This window comes from Streptomyces parvulus (assembly GCF_014648855.1).
GTDB classification, from domain to species: domain Bacteria; phylum Actinomycetota; class Actinomycetes; order Streptomycetales; family Streptomycetaceae; genus Streptomyces; species Streptomyces parvulus.
Window position 1 is genome coordinate 118,270 of record NZ_BMRX01000001.1, and the last position, 19,855, is coordinate 138,124.

17 protein-coding genes are annotated in these 19,855 nt (G+C 72.9%); 8 read left to right on the forward strand and 9 right to left on the reverse strand.

What is annotated here, in order from left to right; genetic code table 11:
- The 6 genes from IE108_RS00550 to ssd form a co-directional block, all read right to left on the reverse strand.
- Entirely contained in the window at positions 1-426 is a 426-nt protein-coding gene (locus IE108_RS00550; RefSeq protein WP_079163605.1) for a TadE family type IV pilus minor pilin, read from the reverse strand.
- The gene (locus IE108_RS00555; RefSeq protein ID WP_064731878.1) at positions 413-640 is read right to left on the reverse strand and encodes a DUF4244 domain-containing protein; all 228 of its coding nucleotides are present in this window, start codon (positions 638-640) and stop codon (positions 413-415) included. Before IE108_RS00555 ends, IE108_RS00550 begins: the two co-directional genes overlap by 14 nt.
- Before the next feature lie 88 nt (positions 641-728).
- Positions 729-1,523, reverse strand: coding sequence for a type II secretion system F family protein (locus IE108_RS00560; protein WP_064729061.1), 795 nt, complete (start codon positions 1,521-1,523; stop codon positions 729-731).
- Positions 1,520-2,392 carry a type II secretion system F family protein gene (locus IE108_RS00565; RefSeq protein ID WP_064729060.1) on the reverse strand — a complete coding sequence of 291 codons (873 nt, stop codon included), beginning with the start codon at positions 2,390-2,392 and terminating at the stop codon, positions 1,520-1,522. The genes IE108_RS00560 and IE108_RS00565 overlap by 4 nt, the downstream gene beginning before the upstream one ends.
- The gene (locus IE108_RS00570) at positions 2,379-3,596 is read right to left on the reverse strand and encodes a TadA family conjugal transfer-associated ATPase (protein ID WP_064729059.1); all 1,218 of its coding nucleotides are present in this window, start codon (positions 3,594-3,596) and stop codon (positions 2,379-2,381) included. Before IE108_RS00570 ends, IE108_RS00565 begins: the two co-directional genes overlap by 14 nt.
- 287 nt (positions 3,597-3,883) lie before the next feature.
- Positions 3,884-5,095 (reverse strand): septum site-determining protein Ssd, encoded by a 1,212-nt coding sequence (ssd, locus tag IE108_RS00575; RefSeq protein WP_064729058.1) that lies wholly within the window; start codon positions 5,093-5,095, stop codon positions 3,884-3,886.
- Between the two features lie 550 nt (positions 5,096-5,645).
- Between ssd and IE108_RS00580 the strand changes: the two genes are divergently transcribed.
- Positions 5,646-6,491 (forward strand): HAD family hydrolase, encoded by an 846-nt coding sequence (locus IE108_RS00580; protein WP_189397551.1) that lies wholly within the window; start codon positions 5,646-5,648, stop codon positions 6,489-6,491.
- A gap of 393 nt (positions 6,492-6,884) precedes the next feature.
- On the opposite strand, the gene IE108_RS00585 is transcribed toward IE108_RS00580, so the two are convergent.
- Positions 6,885-7,709: a Fic family protein gene (locus IE108_RS00585; protein ID WP_064729056.1), complete on the reverse strand. Its 825-nt coding sequence runs from the start codon at positions 7,707-7,709 to the stop codon at positions 6,885-6,887.
- 111 nt (positions 7,710-7,820) lie between these two features.
- Here IE108_RS00585 and IE108_RS00590 point away from each other — a divergent pair, with 111 nt between their 5' ends.
- Positions 7,821-8,801 carry an ATP-binding protein gene (locus IE108_RS00590; RefSeq protein WP_064731877.1) on the forward strand — a complete coding sequence of 327 codons (981 nt, stop codon included), beginning with the start codon at positions 7,821-7,823 and terminating at the stop codon, positions 8,799-8,801.
- Between the two features lie 19 nt (positions 8,802-8,820).
- Here the strand turns inward: IE108_RS00590 and IE108_RS00595 are convergent, their stop codons facing one another.
- Positions 8,821-10,101, reverse strand: a complete 1,281-nt coding sequence (locus tag IE108_RS00595) for a polysaccharide deacetylase family protein (RefSeq protein WP_064729055.1) — start codon at positions 10,099-10,101, stop codon at positions 8,821-8,823.
- A 318-nt stretch (positions 10,102-10,419) separates the two neighbouring features.
- Between IE108_RS00595 and IE108_RS00600 the strand changes: the two genes are divergently transcribed.
- The 6 genes from IE108_RS00600 to IE108_RS34700 all read left to right on the forward strand — a co-directional run bounded on the left by IE108_RS00600 (position 10,420) and on the right by IE108_RS34700 (position 18,618).
- Positions 10,420-12,915, forward strand: a complete 2,496-nt coding sequence (locus IE108_RS00600) for a bifunctional SulP family inorganic anion transporter/carbonic anhydrase (RefSeq protein ID WP_064729054.1) — start codon at positions 10,420-10,422, stop codon at positions 12,913-12,915.
- A gap of 232 nt (positions 12,916-13,147) precedes the next feature.
- Positions 13,148-15,103, forward strand: coding sequence for an acetate--CoA ligase (gene acs, locus IE108_RS00605; protein WP_064729053.1), 1,956 nt, complete (start codon positions 13,148-13,150; stop codon positions 15,101-15,103).
- Between the two features lie 215 nt (positions 15,104-15,318).
- A complete protein-coding gene (gene nhaA, locus IE108_RS00610; RefSeq protein ID WP_064729052.1) occupies positions 15,319-16,746 on the forward strand; it encodes a Na+/H+ antiporter NhaA in 1,428 nt (475 codons plus the stop codon).
- A gap of 114 nt (positions 16,747-16,860) precedes the next feature.
- The gene (locus tag IE108_RS00615) at positions 16,861-17,349 is read left to right on the forward strand and encodes a phage holin family protein (protein WP_064731876.1); all 489 of its coding nucleotides are present in this window, start codon (positions 16,861-16,863) and stop codon (positions 17,347-17,349) included.
- Positions 17,346-18,299, forward strand: a complete 954-nt coding sequence (locus tag IE108_RS00620; protein WP_064729051.1) for an alpha/beta fold hydrolase — start codon at positions 17,346-17,348, stop codon at positions 18,297-18,299. Before IE108_RS00615 ends, IE108_RS00620 begins: the two co-directional genes overlap by 4 nt.
- A gap of 127 nt (positions 18,300-18,426) precedes the next feature.
- On the forward strand, positions 18,427-18,618 hold the full coding sequence (locus tag IE108_RS34700) for a hypothetical protein (RefSeq protein WP_079163604.1): 192 nt from the start codon (positions 18,427-18,429) through the stop codon (positions 18,616-18,618).
- Positions 18,619-18,641: 23 nt separating this feature from the next.
- Here the strand turns inward: IE108_RS34700 and IE108_RS00625 are convergent, their stop codons facing one another.
- Positions 18,642-19,841: a MarP family serine protease gene (locus tag IE108_RS00625; RefSeq protein ID WP_064729050.1), complete on the reverse strand. Its 1,200-nt coding sequence runs from the start codon at positions 19,839-19,841 to the stop codon at positions 18,642-18,644.
- Positions 19,842-19,855 lie beyond the last annotated feature (14 nt).

Here is a 19,855-nt window from a genome sequence, read left to right on the forward strand (position 1 = left end):
TCACGGCTCCGCCCCCACCGTCGCCCCGGGCCGTTCCGCCGAGGCCACGGCCTCCTCCCGTACCTCGAAGGGGAGGCCGTGCAACGCCGGCGGCTCGGCCACCACGACCACGCGGACCAGACCCGCTCCCCTGCCGACCGTGACCCGGGCCCCGGGCGGCGCGGCCTCCCGGGCGACCGCGACGACGGCCTCGTCCGGATCCTCACGCGCCGCCGCACGGGCACCCGTGCGGGCCGCGTCCACGCACTGGATCTGAGCGGCCACCACCAGCAGCCCCCACACCAGCGCCATCGCGAAAACCACCAGCACCGGCAGCACCACGGCCGTCTCGGCGGTCACGAACCCTCCGTCGGAGCGGCTACAGCCGCCTCGGAGGCGGCCCGCCCGCGCCGCCTCCGTGCTGACCGGCCGCTCACATCCGCGCATCGAGGGCCCGCTTCACGATGCCCTGCAACTCGGCGCTGACCGCACCGCTCGTGACGACCTTGTACAGGACCACGGCGAACGCCACCGCCGCGACGATCCCCATCGCGTACTCCGAGGTGACCATTCCCGCGTCCCGCCGCACGCCCCGTCGCCGCAGCGCCGTCCGTGCTCCGCACACCAGGGCACACAGCCGTGCCCGTACCGCCTGATACATCTCAACCCCCGTGAGGTTCATCGCCGTTCTCGGCTCATTCGTTCGTCACTCGGTGTCCGGCTCCACGCCGGTCGGTCTCCGCGCTCGGTCAGCGGCCGCCTCCCCCGTCTCCCAGCACCCCGCCGGCCAGCCCGATGACCACGGGCAGTACACCCACGGCGATGAAGGCGGGGAGGAAGCACAGCCCCACCGGGGCGGTGACCATGACGGCCGCCCGCCGGGCCCGGACCGTGGTCCGGCGGGCCCAGTCGGCGCGGGCCTGGGCGGCGAGACGAGCGGCCGGCCCCGCCGCGGGCAGCCCGGAGACATCGGCCCGTTCCAGCAGTCGCGCCAGCGGACCGGCGCCCGGTACGGCGGCCAACCCGCGCCACGCGCCCTCCGGTTCGCCGCCGAGCCGGACCTCCGCCGCGCCCCGGCCCAGCGCGTCTCCCACGGGCCCGCCCAAGGCGTCGCCCACCGCGCGCGCGGCGGCCACCGGACTCGCCCCCGCGGCGACGCAGGCCGCCAGGAGGTCGGCCGCCAGCGGCAGTTGCCGGGCGGCCCGGGCGGCGGCGCCGTCCCCGGCCGTACCGTCGGCCGGGCGACGGGAGCGGTACCGCCACAGCGCCGCAGCACCCGCCAGCCCCACCAAGGCACCGGATACGCCTCCCACCACGGCCCAGCCGGCGCACACCGTGCCCAGGAGCGGCCCCCACGCGCGGACAGCGGCCCGCACCTCGGCACCCCGCGGATTCGCCCGGGCCGGCGCGCGCACCAGCAGCCCCGTGACGCGACGGCGCACCGCCCGCTCCCGCCTCGCCGCCGCGAGCACCCGTGTCAGCCAGAGGACCGCCGCCAGCGTCCCCACCATCGCCCCCAGCCTGTGGACAACTTCACCGTTCACGAGATCTCCTCCGCTCCCCGCACGATCCGGGCCACCCACCACACGCCCAGTGCCTCCAGCAGTCCTCCGGCCAGCAGGCAGCCGAGCCCGGCTCCGGTGTGCAGCAGCACGTGGAGCGGGTCGGAGCCGAGGGCCACGCCGAGCAGGAGCCCGAGGACCGGCAGGCCCGCGAGCATCACCGCCGTGGCCCGGGCACCGGCCAACTGGACACGCAGGTCGGAGCGCTGGTCCCGTTCGGCGCGCAGCGCGCCCTCCAGCCGGTCGAGCCCGGTGGCCAGTCCCGCGCCCTGGTCGACGGCGACCCGCCAGCAGGCGGCGAGTCCCCGCAGCCCTTCCGCCCCCGGCTGACCGGCCGCTACCGCGAGCGCGCCCGGAACGTCCCCGCCGAAGCGGGCCGCCGCGAGCACGGCCGCCTGGGCGTCCCCGAGCCCGCCGGAGTCCCGCTCGGCCGCCCTCAGCGCCTCGCCGGGCTGCCGGCCCGCCCGCACCTCTCCGGCGAGCGCCCCGCAGAGCGCGAGCACCGCCTCCTGCCGTCGCTCCCGGGCCCGTCTCCCGGTGGCGGCCAGCCGGGTACGCCGCAGTACCGGCACGCCCGCGACTCCCGCGACCAGCGGCAGCACCGAGGCGCCCAGCAGCGCCAGCACCAGCCCGGCGGCCGGCGACCACCACTCGAACCCGAGCCGGCCTCGCGCCCGCGCCAGCAACTCCGCCACTCGGAGCACCGGAGGCGGCGTCCCGGCGACACCCGTCCCGCCTTCAGCCAGCACCGCCCGCGCGCGCCGCACGCCGGAGTGCCATCCGCCCGCCAGCCACGCGGCGGCTCCCAGACACGCCGTGGCCGCGCCCGTCAGCAGGTCACCCGTTCCCATCACGACACGCCCCCGTCCGACGGTCTCCCGCAAGTCCTTCCAGCCCCTCGAGCGCTTGGGGCCCTTGGAGCCCTCCGCCGCGCAGCAGCTCCCGCAGCCGCTCCCAGCCGCGTTCCGCCTGGAAGGCCGCCGGGCCCCATCGCAGGGCCGGCACCGTCCGCACCAGCCCCGACGCATCCCGCTCCAGCACGTGCACCTCGGCGATCCGCCGTCTGCCCGTCCGGTCGCGGACCAGGTGCAGGACGACCGAGAGCGCCGCGGCCAGCTGGCTGTGCAGGGCCGCGCGGTCCAGGCCCGCGGCGGTGCCGAGGGCCTCCAGCCGGGCGGGTACGTCGGCGGCGGCGTTGGCGTGGACCGTGCCGCACCCGCCTTCGTGGCCGGTGTTCAACGCGGCGAGCAGGTGCACCACTTCGGGCCCGCGCACCTCGCCCACGACCAGCCGGTCCGGGCGCATGCGCAGCGCCTGTCGCACCAGGTCCTCAAGGGTGACCAGGCCGGCGGCCTCCTGGTTGGCGGGTCTGGTCTCCAGGCGGACGACGTGCGGATGGTCCGGCCGCAGTTCCGCCGAGTCCTCGGCCAGCACGACGCGTTCGTCCGGCCCGACGAGCCCGAGCAGCGCGCTCAGCAGCGTCGTCTTCCCGCTGCCCGTCCCCCCGCTGACGAGGAACGACAACCGGGCCCGCACCAGGGCGCGCAGCACGCGGTCGCCGCCCGGCGGGACAGTGCCGGCCGCCGCCAGCTCGTCGAGCGTGAAGGCGCGCGGTCGCACCACCCGCAGCGACAGGCAGGTGCACCCCACGGCCACCGGGGGCAGCACCGCGTGCAGCCGGGTGCCGTCGGGCAGCCGGGCGTCCACCCACGGCCGGGCGTCGTCGAGCCGCCGGCCGGCGACGGTGGCGAGGCGCTGGGCGAGCCTGCGTACCGATCCCGCGTCCGGGAAGGAGACCGGCGTCAGTTCCAGCCCTCCGCCCCGGTCGACCCAGACCCGGTCCGGCGCCGACACCAGCACGTCGGTCACCGAGGGGTCGGCGAGCAGCGGTTCCAGCGGCCCGCTGCCGACCAGTTCCGACCTGAGCCGCGCCGCGGTGCCGAGGATCTCGGCGTCCCCGAGCACTCGTCCCTGTTCCCGCAGCGCCTGCGCCACCCGCGCCGGTGTCGGTTCCGCCCCGCTCTCGGCCAGCCACCTCCGCACCCCGTCGAGCACCCCGGGCGCCGGAGCCGGGTCCGGGTCCGGAGACGAATCCGCCGACCCGGAGGCCGGTACCCCTGACCTCGAAACCGGCGCGACAGGCGTCCACGCCGAGTCACCCCGATCCGAGCCCCGCGCCCCAGCGGCCCCCGGCGACCCGAGGGCGACCACCCCACCCGGACGGACAGCACCGACCGGACCCGGGGCCGTCCGGGATGCCCAGCCGGGCACCACCCCGGCACTCGGCGGACTCGGCTCCCGCACCCCCCTCGGCGACCCGGCCCCAGGCACCCGCTCCCCACTCACGCCGCACCGCCCGTCTCCACCAGCGCCCGGTCCCAGAACTCCCGGCAGAAGCGCGCCAGTGGTCCGCGCGCGGCGGTGCCCGGCGGGCGTCGGCTCTCCGCGGCCCGCAGGAGCCCGGACTCGACCGGCACCTCGCCGGCCAGCGGCAGTCCGAGCAGCCGGGCCACCTCGCGGTCGTCGAGCCCCGAGGCGTACGGCCCGCGTACGGCGACGCGGAGGTCGCGCAGCACCATGCCGACCGCGGTGGCCACCCGGCCCGCCGCCGCGACGGCCCGCAGCTCGGCGGGGACGACGAGGAGTGCGACGTCCAGCTGGGCGAGGATCTCGGCGACCCCGTCGTCGATCCGGCGCGGCAGGTCGACGACGACCGTGCCGCCCCTGCGCCGGGCCGCGGCCAGTACCGCCCGGACGGCCTGCGGCGGTACCGAGACGCAGTCGCCGCGGTCCCAGCTGAGCACCCGCAGGGAGTGCAGTTCCGGCAGCGACTCCTCCAGGGCGCCGCCGCCGACCCGCCCCCGCGAGGCCGCGAACGCGGGCCAGCGCAGGCCGTCGGCCGTCTCACCGCCGAGCAGGACGTCCAGGCCGCCGCCCAGCGGATCGGCGTCGACCAGCAGGCTGCGCGTGCCCTCCCGCGCGGAGGTGACGGCGAGGGCGCAGGCGAGCGTGGAGGCCCCCGCACCGCCCCGGCCGCCGATGACGCCGACGGTGAGGGCGGGCCTGCCGACGCCCTCGGCGACGTCGGCGATCCGGTCGACCAGCCACTGCTCGCCGTCGGGCAGCAGCAGGACGTGGTCGGCACCGATCTCCACCGCGCGCTGCCAGACCCCGGAGTCGTCCTGGTCGCGGCCGACGAGGACCACGCCCCGCCTCCGTACGGCCCCGCGCACGCGCCGGGCCGCGTCGTCACCGACGATCACGAGCGGCGCGGCGTCCCAGGCCCCACGCCGCCCGGGAGCCGAACCTTCGTCGCCCCCGCCGGCCGCCGTCCCCTCCCGAGCCCCTGCGGCCACCCCGGGTCCCGCGGACGCCGCCGACCCCGCCGGCAGCGAGTGGTGCACCTCCGGTGTGGCGCCGGCCGCCGCGCACAGGCGCAGCAGGTCGTCGAGGAGTCCGGCGTCCTCGGTGACGATCAAGGGCCCGCTCGCGGGCGGCCCACCCCGCCGCCCTCCCGCGACGGGCGGCGGATCGGGCGTGATGTTTCCGGCCATGTTCGCTTCCCCCTTCGATTCGCGGCCGTACGGAGAACCGGAAAGCGGTCCCCGTTTGAACGGCCGGCATGACGTGTCCGGCAAAGAGATCCGGCCGTAGAACTCGGCGCGGCCCGGACGCATGGGAATCACGGTGCGGCGAACGCGGAAATAGTGTGGATCTTGGTCCAAAACTGTGGACGAGTTGACGGTTGTGAATATCACCGTCACCCAAACCGGTGAGCCTCCACCGCCCGCCCCGCAGCCGGCGCACGACTTCCACAGAGCAGCACTTCGGCTACTCGCAGTTATGTGTCATGCGCATGCCATCCATACCTCGCACGCCACCACAGCACACGGACTGGAGCGGAAGGAGAGCCGGAAAACGCGTCCGGACATGCGACGACCCCCGCCGGGGGGGAGAGCGGGGGTCGTCTCCACGGCCGACTCGGGGGGGGAGGAGTCGGACCGGGTTAGCACGGTCGCGAACGATCCGTGACTTCCATGGTGTACCCGAGAGCCTTCTCAGGCAAACCCACGCGCCACAGCTTACGCCGAATGGGCTGCACCTATGCTCAGGGTCGTGGAAAACCCCTCCTTGCCCCTCTCCATGCCCCGCACGGCGGCCTTCTTCGACCTGGACAAGACGGTCATTGCGAAGTCGAGCACGCTGACGTTCAGCAAGTCGTTCTACCAAGGCGGGCTGATCAACCGCAGGGCCGTGTTGCGTACCGCGTATGCCCAGTTCGTGTTCCTCGCCGGCGGGGCCGACCACGACCAGATGGAGCGGATGCGGGAGTACCTCTCCGCGCTGTGCCGCGGCTGGAACGTCCAGTTGGTCAAGGAGCTGGTCGCCGAGACCCTGCACGACCTGATCGACCCGATCATCTACGACGAGGCCGCCTCCCTGATCGAGGAGCATCACACGGCCGGCCGCGACGTCGTGATCGTCTCCACCTCGGGCGCCGAGGTCGTCGAGCCGATCGGCGAACTGCTGGGCGCGGACCGGGTGGTGGCCACCCGCATGATCGTGGGGGACGACGGCTGCTTCACCGGCGAGGTGGAGTACTACGCGTACGGCCCCACGAAGGCGGAGGCGATCCGGGAGCTTGCCGCGTCCGAGGGGTACGACCTCTCCCGCTGCTACGCCTACAGCGACTCGGCGACCGACGTGCCGATGCTGGAGGCCGTCGGCCACCCCCACGCGGTGAACCCGGACCGGGCGCTGCGCCGCGAGGCACTCACGCGCGCGTGGCCGATCCTCGACTTCCACCGGCCGGTGCGGCTCAAGCAGCGCATCGGCGGATTCTCGGTGCCGCCCCGGCCGGCCCTGGTCGCCGCCGCCGCGGTCGGCGCCGCGGCGGCCACCGCCGGCCTCGTCTGGTACGCGAGCCGGCGGCGGTCCACGGCGGCCTGACGGACGCTCGCCTCGGGAAGCACCGGCCCCGGACCTCAGCCCCTCAGCCCCGCACCCTTTCACCCGCGTATGAGCGCAAAAGTAAAGAAGTGCGGCGAGCACTTCCGCTTACTGGGGGGCAGGAGTACAAAGGAATCAACGGCCCGCGAGACCAAGGACATCCGAAAGGATCACCTTAACAACGCATTTGGCCCCACGGACCGAGCATGGCCACTGGGCACCCACGCGACGTCGACCCGTCGATTACGGGCCAGCCGCACCAGGTGACGGGCAAAGTACCCGGCCTGATGGGCAACACAGCGAGGACGCTTGGTAACCCGGTAGGACATGCCAGCGGCGGTACGAGTCCTCGTACCGCCGCATTTCTCTGTTGGGCGCGCGCCCGGGGTCCGCCTACGCGGCCCCGCGCTGGAGCGCCTCGCAGACCGCCGTCGACTCACGCGCCCCCAGCGTCACCGCCTTGCCGCAGTGGGCGATCCAGGCGGCCATGCCCTCCGGGGTCCCGGAGGCGTAGCCGTCGAGCGCCGCCAGGTAGGCCGCGCGCCCCAGTTCGGCGTAGCCGACCTCGGCCGGGCAGACCGACTTGGGGTCGAGGCCGCTGCCGACCAGGACGATGCGCTCGGCCGCGCGCGCGACGAGGCCGTTGTGCGAGGTGAAGGGCCGCAGCGCGAGGAGTTCGCCGTGCACGACGGCGGCCGTGACCAGCGCCGGAGCGGAACCGCCCGCGGTGACCAGCGCGGCGAGGCCGTCCAGCCGGCCGTGCGCCTCCGCGGCGCCGGGCAGCGGCAGCTCGACGAGCGGCTCGTCCACCGGTTCGCCCTCGTGGCGCGGCCGCCCCACCTGGTCGGCGTTGTCGGCGGCCGCCACCAGGTGCAGCCGGGCCAGCACGCGCAGCGGCGACTGGCGCCAGATGGACAGCAACTGGCCCGCCTCGGCGGTCAGCCGCAGTGCGGCGCCCACCGTCCGCGCCTCGGTGTCGCCGCTGAAGTCGGTCCGCCTGCGGACCTCCTCCAGGGCCCAGTCCGCCCCGGAGAGGGCCGCCGAGCCCCGGGCGCCGCGCAGGGCCGCCTCGGAGGTGATCTCGTTGCTGCGGCGCCGCATGATCCGGTGGCCGTAGACGCGGTCCACCGCCTTGCGCACGGACTCCACGGACTCGGCCACGCCGGGCAGTGCGCCCAGGGCCGCGAGCGGATCGGCGGTCGCGCCTGTCGTACTCATGAGTACGACCCTACGCACCCCGGCGCCGCGCCCCACGAATGAGTGGTCTTCTTCACGTATTACCGGTTGCGCGTGCCACGTACAGCTATCGAGCCACTACGCTTGGTGAACATGAAAATTGCTTTCGTCGGGAAGGGCGGCAGCGGCAAGACCACCCTGTCCTCCCTGTTCATCCGCCATCTCGCCGCCGCCGGCGCGCCCGTCGTCGCGATCGACGCCGACATCAACCAGCACCTCGGAGCCGCGCTCGGCCTCGACGAGGCGGAGTCGGCCGGGCTGCCCGCGATGGGCGAGCACCTGCCGCTGATCAAGGACTACCTGCGCGGGAGCAACCCGCGGATCGCCTCCGCCGAGAAGATGATCAAGACGACGCCGCCCGGCGAGGGCTCGCGCCTGCTGCGGGTGCGCGAGGACAACCCGGTGTACGACGCCTGCGCCCGGCCGGTGGAACTCGACGGCGGCGCGGTCCGCCTGATGGTCACCGGGCCCTTCACGGACGCCGACCTGGGGGTCGCCTGCTACCACTCCAAGACCGGAGCGGTGGAGCTGTGCCTCAACCACCTGGTCGACGGCCCCGACGAGTACGTCGTCGTCGACATGACCGCCGGCTCGGACTCGTTCGCCTCCGGCATGTTCACCCGCTTCGACATGACGTTCCTGGTCGCCGAGCCGACCCGCAAGGGCGTCTCCGTGTACCGCCAGTACAAGGAGTACGCCCGCGACTTCGGCGTCACCCTGAAGGTCGTCGGAAACAAGGTACAGGGCCCCGACGACCTCGACTTCCTGCGCGAACAGGCCGGCGACGACCTCCTGGTGACCGTCGGGCACTCGGACTGGGTGCGTGCCATGGAGAAGGGCCGCCCGCCCCGGTTCGACCTCCTGGAGGATGTCAACGCCCGCGCGTTGCGCGCCCTGCGCACGGCCGCCGACGAGACGTACGGGTCACGGGACTGGAGGCGCTACACACGCCAGATGGTCGAGTTCCACCAGCGGAACGCGCGGAGTTGGGGCAACGAGCGCACCGGGACCGACCTGGCGGCGCAGGTCGATCCCGGCTTCGTCCTCGGCGAGGAGGTCGTCGCGCCCGCGTGACCCCTCGCGCCGGTCCGCGCTACTGCTTGGCGGCCGGCGCCCCGGGCACGCCCTTCGGCGCCGGAGCCGGCTGGGCCGACAGGAAGGGCTTCCAGCCCTTCTCCGGAGCCTCGCCGACACCGAGGGTGCGCAGCTTCTTGAGGACCTTGGGGTCCTGGGCGTCCAGCCAGTCCGCGAGCTGGCGGAAGGACACGCAGCGCACCTCCTCCTTGGTGCACACCTGCTCGACGACCTCCTCGACGGCGCGCATGTAGGTGCCGCCGTTCCAGGACTCGAAGTGGTTGCCGATGATCAGCGGCGCGCGGTTGCCGTCGTAGGCCCGCTGGAAGCCCTGGAGCAGGCTGTCACGCATCTGGTCGCCCCAGAACTCCCGCTTGGCGGGGTCGCCCTGGGTGCTGGTCCCCGACTGGTTGACCATGTAGTTGTAGTCCATGGTGAGCTGCTCGTAGGAGTGCCCGGGGAACGGCACGAGCTGCATCGAGAGGTCCCACAGGCCCTGCTTCTTCTCCGGCCACACCTGGTTGTCGACGCCGCTGCTGTCGTAGCGGAAGCCCATCTCGCTCGCGGCCTTCACGAAGTTCTTCTGGCCTTCCAGGCACGGGGTGCGGGCGCCGATCAGCTCCTTGTCGTAGTCGAAGGGGAGAGGCGCCGCGTTCTTCGAACCCGTGTTGCTCTTCCAGGTCTTCACGAACTGCTTGGCCTGGGTGATCTCCTCCTTCCACTCGTCGACGGACCACTCGCCGACGCCGCCGCCGGCGCCGCAGAAGTGCCCGTTGAAGTGGGTGCCGACCTCGTTGCCCTCCAGCCACGCCATGCGCAATTGCTCGACGGTGTCGGTGATGCCCTGCTCGTCGTTGAAGCCGATGTCGGAGCGGCCCGGGGAGTGCTGGGGCGGCCGGTACAGGTCCCGCTTCTCCTCCGGCAGCAGATACACGCCGCTCAGGAAGTACGTCATCGTGGCGTTGTTCTCCTTGGCCACTTCGCGGAAGTGGGAGAACAGTCTCTGGCTGTCCTCGCCCGCGCCGTCCCAGGAGAAGACCACGAACTGCGGGGGCTTCTGGCCGGCCTTGAGGCGTTCGGGGCGGGGAAGGTGCGGCTGGGCGCCGGTGTACGCGGTGGAACCGTCGCCGATCAGGCGGACCGCGTTCTTCGGTGCCGGGGCGGCTTCCCCCTTTTCCTTCGGCGAGCCCTTCGTGCCCTCGCCGGAACCGCTGCCGCTGTCGAGCGCGCAACCGGCGAGCGCCGCGGCGCAGACCGCCGCGACCACGGTGTACGCGGCCATCCTGTGGGTGGCGGCCATGTTCAGCCCACCTTCTTCCTTCTCTCGGGCCAACGCCGACAAGGCGATGTCGGGGTGCTGAGCCGGGACGTGCCGTCAGCGCCGTCAAGGTGACACGGAAATGAGAAGGAATTAGTACGACAAGCCGATGAAATAACTGATGCACTCGAATGCGCGGGGCCTTACTCCATTTGCGCGAAAAGTCTATGCCTTCTCTTTACTCTGAATTACGCTCTGTTTACTGAGCGCAATCATGAGCGCTCTGGCATCCCGCCGCTGTACGCCGTGACCCACGGCCGCCCGACCGCGACCGCGCAGCCCCTCAGGAGACGGGAAAAGATGTCAGCCTGCGTCCCCGCCCACGCCGATTCCGCCCGCACCGAGCACGTCCACCCGCCGCACAGCCCGCCGCCCCGCGGCCCCCGGCGCTTCCGCGTCGCGGGCGCCGACGTGTCGGCCTCGATCGCCGTGTTCCTGATCGCCCTGCCCCTGTCCCTGGGCATCGCCCTCGCCACCGGCGCGCCCCTCCAGGCCGGCCTCGTCGCCGCCGCGGTGGGCGGAATCGTCGCCGGGCGGATCGGCGGCTGCCCGCTCCAGGTCAGCGGCCCCGCCGCGGGCCTCACCGTGGTCACCGCCGACCTCATCCAGCAGTACGGCTGGCGCACGACCTGCGCCATCACCGTGCTCGCCGGCCTCGCCCAACTGGGCCTCGGCTGCCTGCGCGTGGCCCGCTCGGCCCTCGCGGTGAGCCCCGCCATCGTGCACGGCATGCTCGCCGGCATCGGTGTCACCATCGCCGTCGCCCAGCTGCACATCGTCCTCGGCGGTACCCCGCAGAGCTCCGTGCCCGACAACCTGGTCGCGCTCCCCGCCCAGCTGGCCGACGTGCGCCCCGCCGACCTGGCCGTGAGCGCGCTGACGCTGAGCCTGCTGAGTCTCTGGCCGCGCCTGCCGGGCCGGGCCGGTCAGCTCCTGGGCAAGCTGCCCGCCGCCCTGATCGCCGTCGCCGGCGCCACCGCGGTCGCCGCCGTCGCGGGACTGCGCCTGCCCAAGGTCGACCTGCCGTCCTGGAGCAGCCACGCGCTGGCCACGCTGCCCGAGGGGCCGGTGCTCGGCCTCGTCGCCGCCGTCCTCACCACCACGCTGGTGTGCAGTGTGCAGTCCCTGCTCGGCGCGGTCGCCGTGGACAAGCTGGTCGCCGCCCGCCCGGGCCTGACCGGCCGCGTCAAGCGCTCCAACCTCGACCGGGAACTGCTCGGCCAGGGCGCCGCCAACATCGTCTCCGGCTCGCTCGGCGGACTGCCCATCGCCGGGGTGGCCGTACGCAGTACGGCGAACGTGGCGGCCGGCGCCGTCAGCCGCAACTCCACGATGCTGCACGGCGGTCTCGTGGTGATCGCCGCCCTGCTCCTCGTCCCGGCCCTCGAGCTGATCCCGCTCGCCTCCCTCGCCGCCCTGGTGATGGCCGTCGGCCTCAAGATGATCTCGCTGAACCACATCCGTACGGTGACCCGCCACCGCGAGGTGCTGGTCTACGCGGTCACCACCGCCGGCGTGGTCTTCCTCGGCGTCCTGGAGGGCGTCGCCCTGGGCATCGCCGTCGCGGTCGGCGTCGCCCTGCACCGCCTCACCCGCACCCGCATCACCCACGACGAGACCGCGGGCGTCCACCACGTGCACGTGCGCGGCCAGTTGACGTTCCTCGCGGTGCCCCGGCTCAGCCGCGTGCTGCACCAGGTGCCGCACGGGGCGGACGCGGTCGTGGAGCTGGACGGGTCGTTCATGGACCACGCGGCGTTCGAGACGCTCCAGGACTGGCAGAAGACGCACACCGCGCAGGGCGGCGCCGTCGACATCACCGGACGCCGGCCCGGCACCCGCATCTCCGAACCCGCGGACACGGACAACTGCCGCTGCCGCCCCTGGACTCCCTGGCGCAACCACCAGTGCGAACGCCCGCCCACCGCGCCCCCGCCCGGCACCACCCGGCAGGACTCCGCGGCCGGCACCGGCCCCGCCGCCGGTCCCTCCGGCCGGACGGACCGGACCGGCCGGGCCGCGCGGGCGGACACCGCCGGTCCCGGCCCCGCCGAGGGCGCCGACGGTCCGGGCGGCGGGCGCGAACTCGCCCGCGGCATCAGCGCCTTCCAGCGCAACACCGCGCCCCTGGTGCGCGGTGAACTGGCGCGGCTGGCCCGCGAGGGGCAGCAGCCCTCCCAGCTCTTCCTGACCTGCGCGGACTCCCGGGTGGTCACGTCCATGATCACTTCCAGCGGTCCGGGCGACCTCTTCGTGGTGCGCAATGTGGGCAACCTCGTGCCGCTGCCCGGCGAGGAGGGCGGCGACGACTCGGTGGCCGCCGCGATCGAGTACGCCGTCGACGTGCTCAAGGTGCGGTCCGTCACCGTGTGCGGGCACTCCGGGTGCGGGGCCATGCAGGCGCTGCTCAGCGCCGAGCCCGGCGGCGCCCAGACCCCGCTGCGCAGATGGCTGCGGCACGGGCTGCCGAGCCTCTCGCGGGTGCCCGGGGGCGCCGGGAACCACGGGGACGAGGGGTACGCGGCCGACGCGGCCGACGCGGCCGACGCGGACGCCGGGCCCCGGCTGGCCGGACGGCCCTGCGCGGACACCGCCGAGCGGCTCTCCCTGGTCAACGTGGTCCAGCAGTTGGAGCACCTGCGCGCCCACGAGTCGGTCTCCCGGGCACTGCGCGCGGGCGACCTGGAACTGCAGGGCATGTACTTCCACGTCGGCGAGGCTCAGGCCTACCTGCTCGCCGAGGACGGCGGCGAAGCCGTGTTCCGGCGGGTCCTGGAGACGGACGTGACCGTCTGACCCGGCACCGTCGGTGCGCGGCCCGCCCCGCGCGGCGCCGCGCACCGGTGTGTGACGGGCGTTACAGAGGCTGAACTCGCCGCGACCGGCGTCCGTGGGTACGGGTGACCGGGGCCGCACCGGGAACGCGACAGGTCTAAACCAGTTGCCCGTCGGCCCTTGTCATCGGCCCCCCGGGTCTGATGAGCTGTGGCCTGGGACACAACGGACAACCCTGAGAATGGGAGATGTCGTGAGCAACGAATCCTTGGCCAACCTGCTCAAGGAAGAACGCAGGTTCGCACCCCCCGCCGACCTGGCCGCGAACGCCAACGTCACGGCGGAGGCGTACGAACGGGCCAAGGCAGACAGGCTCGGTTTCTGGGCCGAGCAGGCCCGCCGGCTGAGCTGGGCCGAGGAGCCGACCGAGACGCTCGACTGGTCGAACCCGCCGTTCGCCAAGTGGTTCAAGGACGGCAGGCTCAACGTCGCCTACAACTGCGTCGACCGGCACGTGGAGGCCGGCCACGGCGACCGCGTCGCCATCCACTTCGAGGGCGAGCCCGGCGACAGCCGCTCCGTCACCTACGCCGAGCTGAAGGACGAGGTCTCCAAGGCCGCCAACGCCCTGTTGGAGCTGGGTGTGCAGAAGGGCGACCGGGTCGCCGTCTACATGCCGATGATCCCGGAGACGGCGATCGCGATGCTGGCCTGCGCCCGGATCGGCGCCGCGCACTCCGTGGTCTTCGGCGGCTTCTCCTCCGACGCCCTCGCCACCCGCATCCAGGACGCGGACGCCAAGGTCGTCATCACCTCCGATGGCGGCTACCGGCGCGGCAAGCCCTCCGCCCTCAAGCCGGCCGTCGACGAGGCGGTGGAGCGCGCCGGGATCGTCGAGCACGTGCTCGTCGTCCGCCGCACCGGGCAGGACGTGGCGTGGGACGACTCCCGCGACAAGTGGTGGCACGAGACCGTCGACCGGCAGTCCGCCGAGCACACGCCGGAGGCCTTCGAGGCCGAGCACCCGCTCTTCATCCTCTACACCTCCGGCACCACGGGGAAGCCCAAGGGCATCCTGCACACCTCCGGCGGCTACCTCACGCAGGCGGCGTACACGCACTGGGCGGTCTTCGACCTCAAGCCGGAGACCGACGTCTACTGGTGCACCGCCGACGTCGGCTGGGTCACCGGGCACTCCTACATCGTCTACGGCCCGCTCGCCAACGGCGCGACGCAGGTCATGTACGAGGGCACGCCGGACACCCCGCACCAGGGCCGGTTCTGGGAGATCGTGCAGAAGTACGGCGTGACGATCCTGTACACCGCGCCCACCGCGATCCGGACGTTCATGAAGTGGGGCGACGACATCCCCGCCAAGTTCGACCTGTCCTCCCTGCGCGTCCTCGGCTCGGTCGGCGAGCCGATCAACCCCGAGGCGTGGGTCTGGTACCGCAAGAACATCGGCGCGGACGCGACCCCGGTCGTGGACACCTGGTGGCAGACCGAGACCGGCGCGATGATGATCACGCCGCTGCCCGGCGTCACCGAGGCCAAGCCGGGCTCGGCCCAGCGCCCGCTGCCCGGCATCAGCGCCACCGTCGTCGACGACGAGGCCCGCGAGGTGCCGAACGGCGGGGGCGGCTACCTGGTCCTCACCGAGCCGTGGCCGTCGATGCTGCGCACGATCTGGGGCGACGACCAGCGGTTCATCGACACGTACTGGTCGCGTTTCGAGGGCAAGTACTTCGCCGGCGACGGCGCCAAGAAGGACGACGACGGCGACATCTGGCTGCTGGGCCGCGTCGACGACGTGATGCTCGTCTCCGGCCACAACATCTCCACCACGGAGGTCGAGTCGGCCCTCGTCTCCCACCCCTCGGTCGCCGAGGCCGCCGTGGTCGGCGCGGCCGACGAGACCACCGGACAGGCCATCGTGGCCTTCGTGATCCTGCGCGGCACGGCGGCGGAGTCCGAGGACCTGGTCGCCGAACTGCGCACCCACGTCGGCACGGCGCTCGGCCCGATCGCCAAGCCCAAGCGGATCCTGCCGGTGGCCGAGCTGCCCAAGACCCGCTCCGGCAAGATCATGCGCCGCCTGCTGCGCGACGTCGCGGAGAACCGCCAGCTCGGGGACGTCACCACCCTGACCGACTCCACCGTCATGGACCTCATCCAGACGAAGCTCCCCGCGGCACCCAGCGAGGACTGAACCCGCCGCTCCCAGGGCACCCGGCGCAGACCCGCCGGGTGCCCTTTTTCGTGCGCTACGGACCACTACGTACCGTCACGGAGATCACCCGGCCCCCGCTCCGCAGTTTGGGTAGGCTAAAAAACGCGTAAGAGAACCAACAAGATCCTCATGGTGTGCCGGGAAGTCTGGTCGGCGAGCTGCCCACCGCTGCCCACCGACCGGAGGTCTTCCCCGTGACCGCGCCCCGCCCCACCCCCCGCAAGGTCTTCGGACGGCTGTCCCTGCCGGAGCGGAACTACGTCGCGGAGGCGCTGCGCACCGAGACCGTCGGCGGGGTGCTGCTGCTGATCGCCGCGGTCGCCGCGCTGGTGTGGGCGAATCTCCCGGCGTTCGGCGACAGCTACGAGAGCGTCAGCGACTTCCACTTCGGCCCCTCCGCGATCGGCCTCGACCTGTCCGTGGCGCACTGGGCCGCCGACGGACTCCTCGCGGTCTTCTTCTTCGTCGCCGGCATCGAGCTGAAGCGCGAACTGGTCGCCGGCGACCTCAAGGACCCGAGGGCCGCCGCGCTGCCGGTGGTCGCGGCCCTGTGCGGCATGGCCGTGCCGGCGATCGTCTACACCGTCACCGCCACCGCGGGCGGCGGCTCCCTGGCCGGCTGGGCCGTGCCCACCGCCACCGACATCGCCTTCGCGCTCGCCGTGCTCGCCGTCATCGGCACCTCCCTGCCGAGCGCGCTGCGCGCCTTCCTGCTGACGCTCGCCGTCGTCGACGACCTCTTCGCGATCCTGATCATCGCGGTCTTCTTCACCTCCGACCTGAACTTCGCGGCGCTGGGCGGCGCCGTCGTCGGCCTCGTCGTCTTCTGGCTGCTGCTCCGCAAGGGCGTGCGCGGCTGGTACGTGTACGTCCCGCTCGCCCTCGTGATCTGGGCGCTGATGTACAACAGCGGCATCCACGCCACCATCGCCGGCGTGGCGATGGGCCTGATGCTGCGCTGCCACCGGCACGAGGGCGAGGACCACGCTCCGGGCGAGCACATCGAGCACCTGGTCCGTCCCCTGTCGGCGGGTCTGGCCGTGCCGCTGTTCGCGCTCTTCAGCGCGGGTGTGGCGATCTCGGGCGGGGCGCTGGCCGACGTGTTCACCCAGCCGGAGACGCTCGGCGTGGTGCTGGGGCTCGTGCTGGGCAAGACGGTGGGCATCTTCGGCGGCACCTGGCTGACCGCGCGCTTCACCCGGGCCTCGCTCAGCGACGACCTGGAATGGGCCGACGTGTTCGCCGTCGCCATCCTGGCCGGCATCGGGTTCACCGTCTCCCTGCTCATCGGCGAGCTGGCCTTCGAGGACGACGCGGCGATGACCGGCCAGGTGAAGGCCGCCGTTCTCACCGGCTCCCTGATCGCCGCGGGCCTGGCGACCGTGCTGCTGAAGATACGGAACGCCAAATACCGCGGGATGGTGGCGAACGAGGAGCGCGACGACGACCTCAGCGGCGTCCCCGACATCTACGAGGAGGACGACCCCGCCTACCACCTGCGCGTCGCCGCCATCTACGAGAAGAAGGCCGCCGAGCACCGCCGGATCGCCGAGGAGATGGAGTCGGCGCGGCTTGCCGAAGTGAAGGGCGGGGCAGGCGATGAGGGCAGCGGTCCGGCATGATCTGACGAGACGGTACAAAAGACGGGACCGTTCGCACTCGGACCGGACGCAGCAGGACCGAAGACGACGGCACGGAACCGTACGCAGATGAGCCAGCAGAAGAGGGAGACCGCGATGAGCGCACCCGACGGCAGCCCGGTCGGCACCGAACGCAGCATCGGTCAGCTGTTCGCCTCGGCGACCACCGAATTGTCGGCGCTCGTGCACGACGAGATCGCGCTGGCCAAGGCACAGCTGAGGCAGGACGTCAAGCGCGGGGCGACGAGCGGCGGCGCCTTCTCGGCGGCCGGGGCGGTCCTCCTGTTCTCGCTGCCGATGCTGAGCTTCGCGCTCGCCTACGGCATCCGGACCTGGAGCGGCTGGAACATGGCGGTCTGCTTCCTGCTGTCCTTCGCGGCGAACGTCCTGGTCGCGGCGCTCCTCGCGCTGATCGGCATCGTCTTCGCGAAGAAGGCCAAGAAGGGCAAGGGCCCGCAGAAGGTCGCCGCCTCGGTGAAGGAGTCGGCGGGCGTGCTGCAGAACGCCAAGCCGCACCCGCGTCCGGAGCTGCCCGCGGACCGGTCCCCCGAAGCCATCGAGGCTGTGGCACGCTCGTCCTCATGACCGGCGCCACCACCCCTTCGGGCCAGCCCCCCGCTTCCGTCGTCCGGCCCGCCATGCCCGGCGGGCACGAGGTGATCCACCGCGACGTCGCGGCCAACGGCGCGCGCTTCCACATCGCCGAGCTGGGCGACGGGCCGCTGGTGCTGCTGCTGCACGGCTTCCCCCAGTTCTGGTGGACGTGGCGGCACCAGCTGGTGGCGCTCGCCGACGCCGGCTTCCGCGCGGTCGCCATGGACCTGCGCGGCGTCGGCGGCAGCGACCGCACGCCGCGCGGCTACGACCCGGCCGGCCTCGCCCTGGACATCACCGGGGTGGTCCGCTCGCTGGGCGAGCCCGACGCCGCGCTGGTCGGCCACGACCTGGGCGGCTACCTGGCCTGGACGGCCGCCGCGATGCGGCCCAAGCTGGTGCGGCGGCTCGCGGTCTCCTCGATGCCGCATCCGCGGCGCTGGCGCTCGGCCATGCTGGGGGACGTCCGGCAGAGCCGGGCCGGCTCCTACATCTGGGGCTTCCAGCGTCCGTGGGTGCCGGAGCGGCAACTGACCGCGGACGACGGCGCGCTGGTCGGCCGGCTCCTCCACGACTGGTCGGGGCCGCGGCTGCTGGACGACGAGGCGGTGACGGCGTACCGGCGCGCGATGTGCGTCCCCTCCACGGCCCACTGCTCGGTCGAGCCGTACCGCTGGCTGGTGCGTTCGCTGGCCCGTCCGGACGGCATCCAGTTCTACCGCCGCATGAAGCGGCCGGTGCGGGTGCCGACGCTGCACCTGCACGGCTCGCTGGACCCCGTGATGCGCACGCGGAGCGCCGCCGGGTCGGGGCAGTACGTCGAAGCGCCGTATCGCTGGCGGTTGTTCGACGGGCTCGGGCACTTCCCGCACGAAGAGGACCCGGTCGCGTTCTCCACGGAACTGATCAACTGGCTGAAGGATCCCGAACCCGATCGGTGACGGATCGGTCGCATCCGGCACCCGAACCGGAATGCTTGTCCTATGAAACGCCAATTGCCGCGCGCATAGGCCAATTGGGCGCCCCCCGGGAGGTTATCGACCTTGAGGCGGGGGCAGACGTCCCGGTATGGGCTGGACGCACGACTACGACGACGTAGCACGCGACGGCCGCTCCATGAGCGGCGTGAACTTCCCCCGGCGAGGAGGCACCCCGCAACTGGCGGGTGCGGACCCACGGGTGGGAATCCCGCATATCCTGCGCCGTAGGGCCCGCTGGGTCTCCGTACGGCTGCGCCATCAACGCGGCACGCAGGTCTAGCGCCTGCGGGCCGCGGCCGGCCCCTAGAGCGCGCAGCTGTCGCTGTCCACCTGCTGGTTGGCGCTGCGGCCCTCGCTGATGTCCTCGCGGATCTCGTCCACGGTGAGCGCGTAGCCGGTGTCGGGGTCGTCCAGGGACTTGGCGAACACCACGCCGTAGACCTCCCCCCGGGGCGTCAGCAGCGGTCCGCCGGAGTTGCCCTGACGGACCGTCGCGTACAGCGAGTAGACGTCCCGGCCGACGGTGTCCCGGTGGTAGATGTCCGGTCCGTTGGCCGTGATGCGTCCGCGCACCCGCGCGGCGCGGACGTCGTAGGCGCCGTTCTCCGGGAAGCCCGCGACGATCGCGCTGTCGTCGCGCTGGGCGTCGTCCTCCGCGAACCGCAGCGCGGGCGCGTCCAGTTCGGGCACGTCTAGGACGGCGACGTCGCGCCGCCAGTCGTAGAGGACGACCGTGGCGTCGTACTTCCTACCCTCGCCCCCTATCTGCACCGTGGGCTCGTCGACGCCGCCCACCACGTGGGCGTTGGTCATGACCCGCCGGTCGCCGAAGACGAAGCCGGTGCCCTCCAGGACCTTGCCGCAGTCGGGCGCGGTGCCCATGACCTTGACGATCGAGCGCTTGGCCCGCTCGGCGACGGGGCTGTTCACCAACGCCGGGTCCGGCGGCTGGGTTTCGGGGATCGACTCGTTGGCGAACGCGCCGAAGACCTGGGGGAAACCGTTCTGCGAGAGGACCGAGGTGAAGTCCTCGAACCAGTTCTCGGCGCCCGCGGGCAGCGTCTCCTGCACGCCCCGCAGCAGGGCGGACTGCCGCACCTCCTTGCCGACCGTCGGCATCGTGGTCCGAGCCAGCGCGGAACCGATCAGCCAGGCGACCAGGAGCATGGCGACGACGTTGACCAGCGCGCCCCCGGTGGCGTCCAGGGCGCGGGCCGGGGACCAGGTGATGTGCCGGCGCATCTTGTTGCCCAGATGCGTGGTGAGGGCCTGGCCGACGGAGGCGCACACGATGATGACGACGACCGCGACGACGGCGGCGGTCGTGCTCACCTCGGCGTTGTCCGTCAGTACGTCCCAGACGACCGGCAGCAGGTAGACGGCGACGAGACCGCCGCCGAGGAAGCCGACCACCGACAGGATGCCGACCACGAAGCCCTGGCGGAACCCGACGATCGCGAACCAGACGGCGGCCAGCAGCAACAGGATGTCCAGCACGTTCACTGATTCAGGCCTCG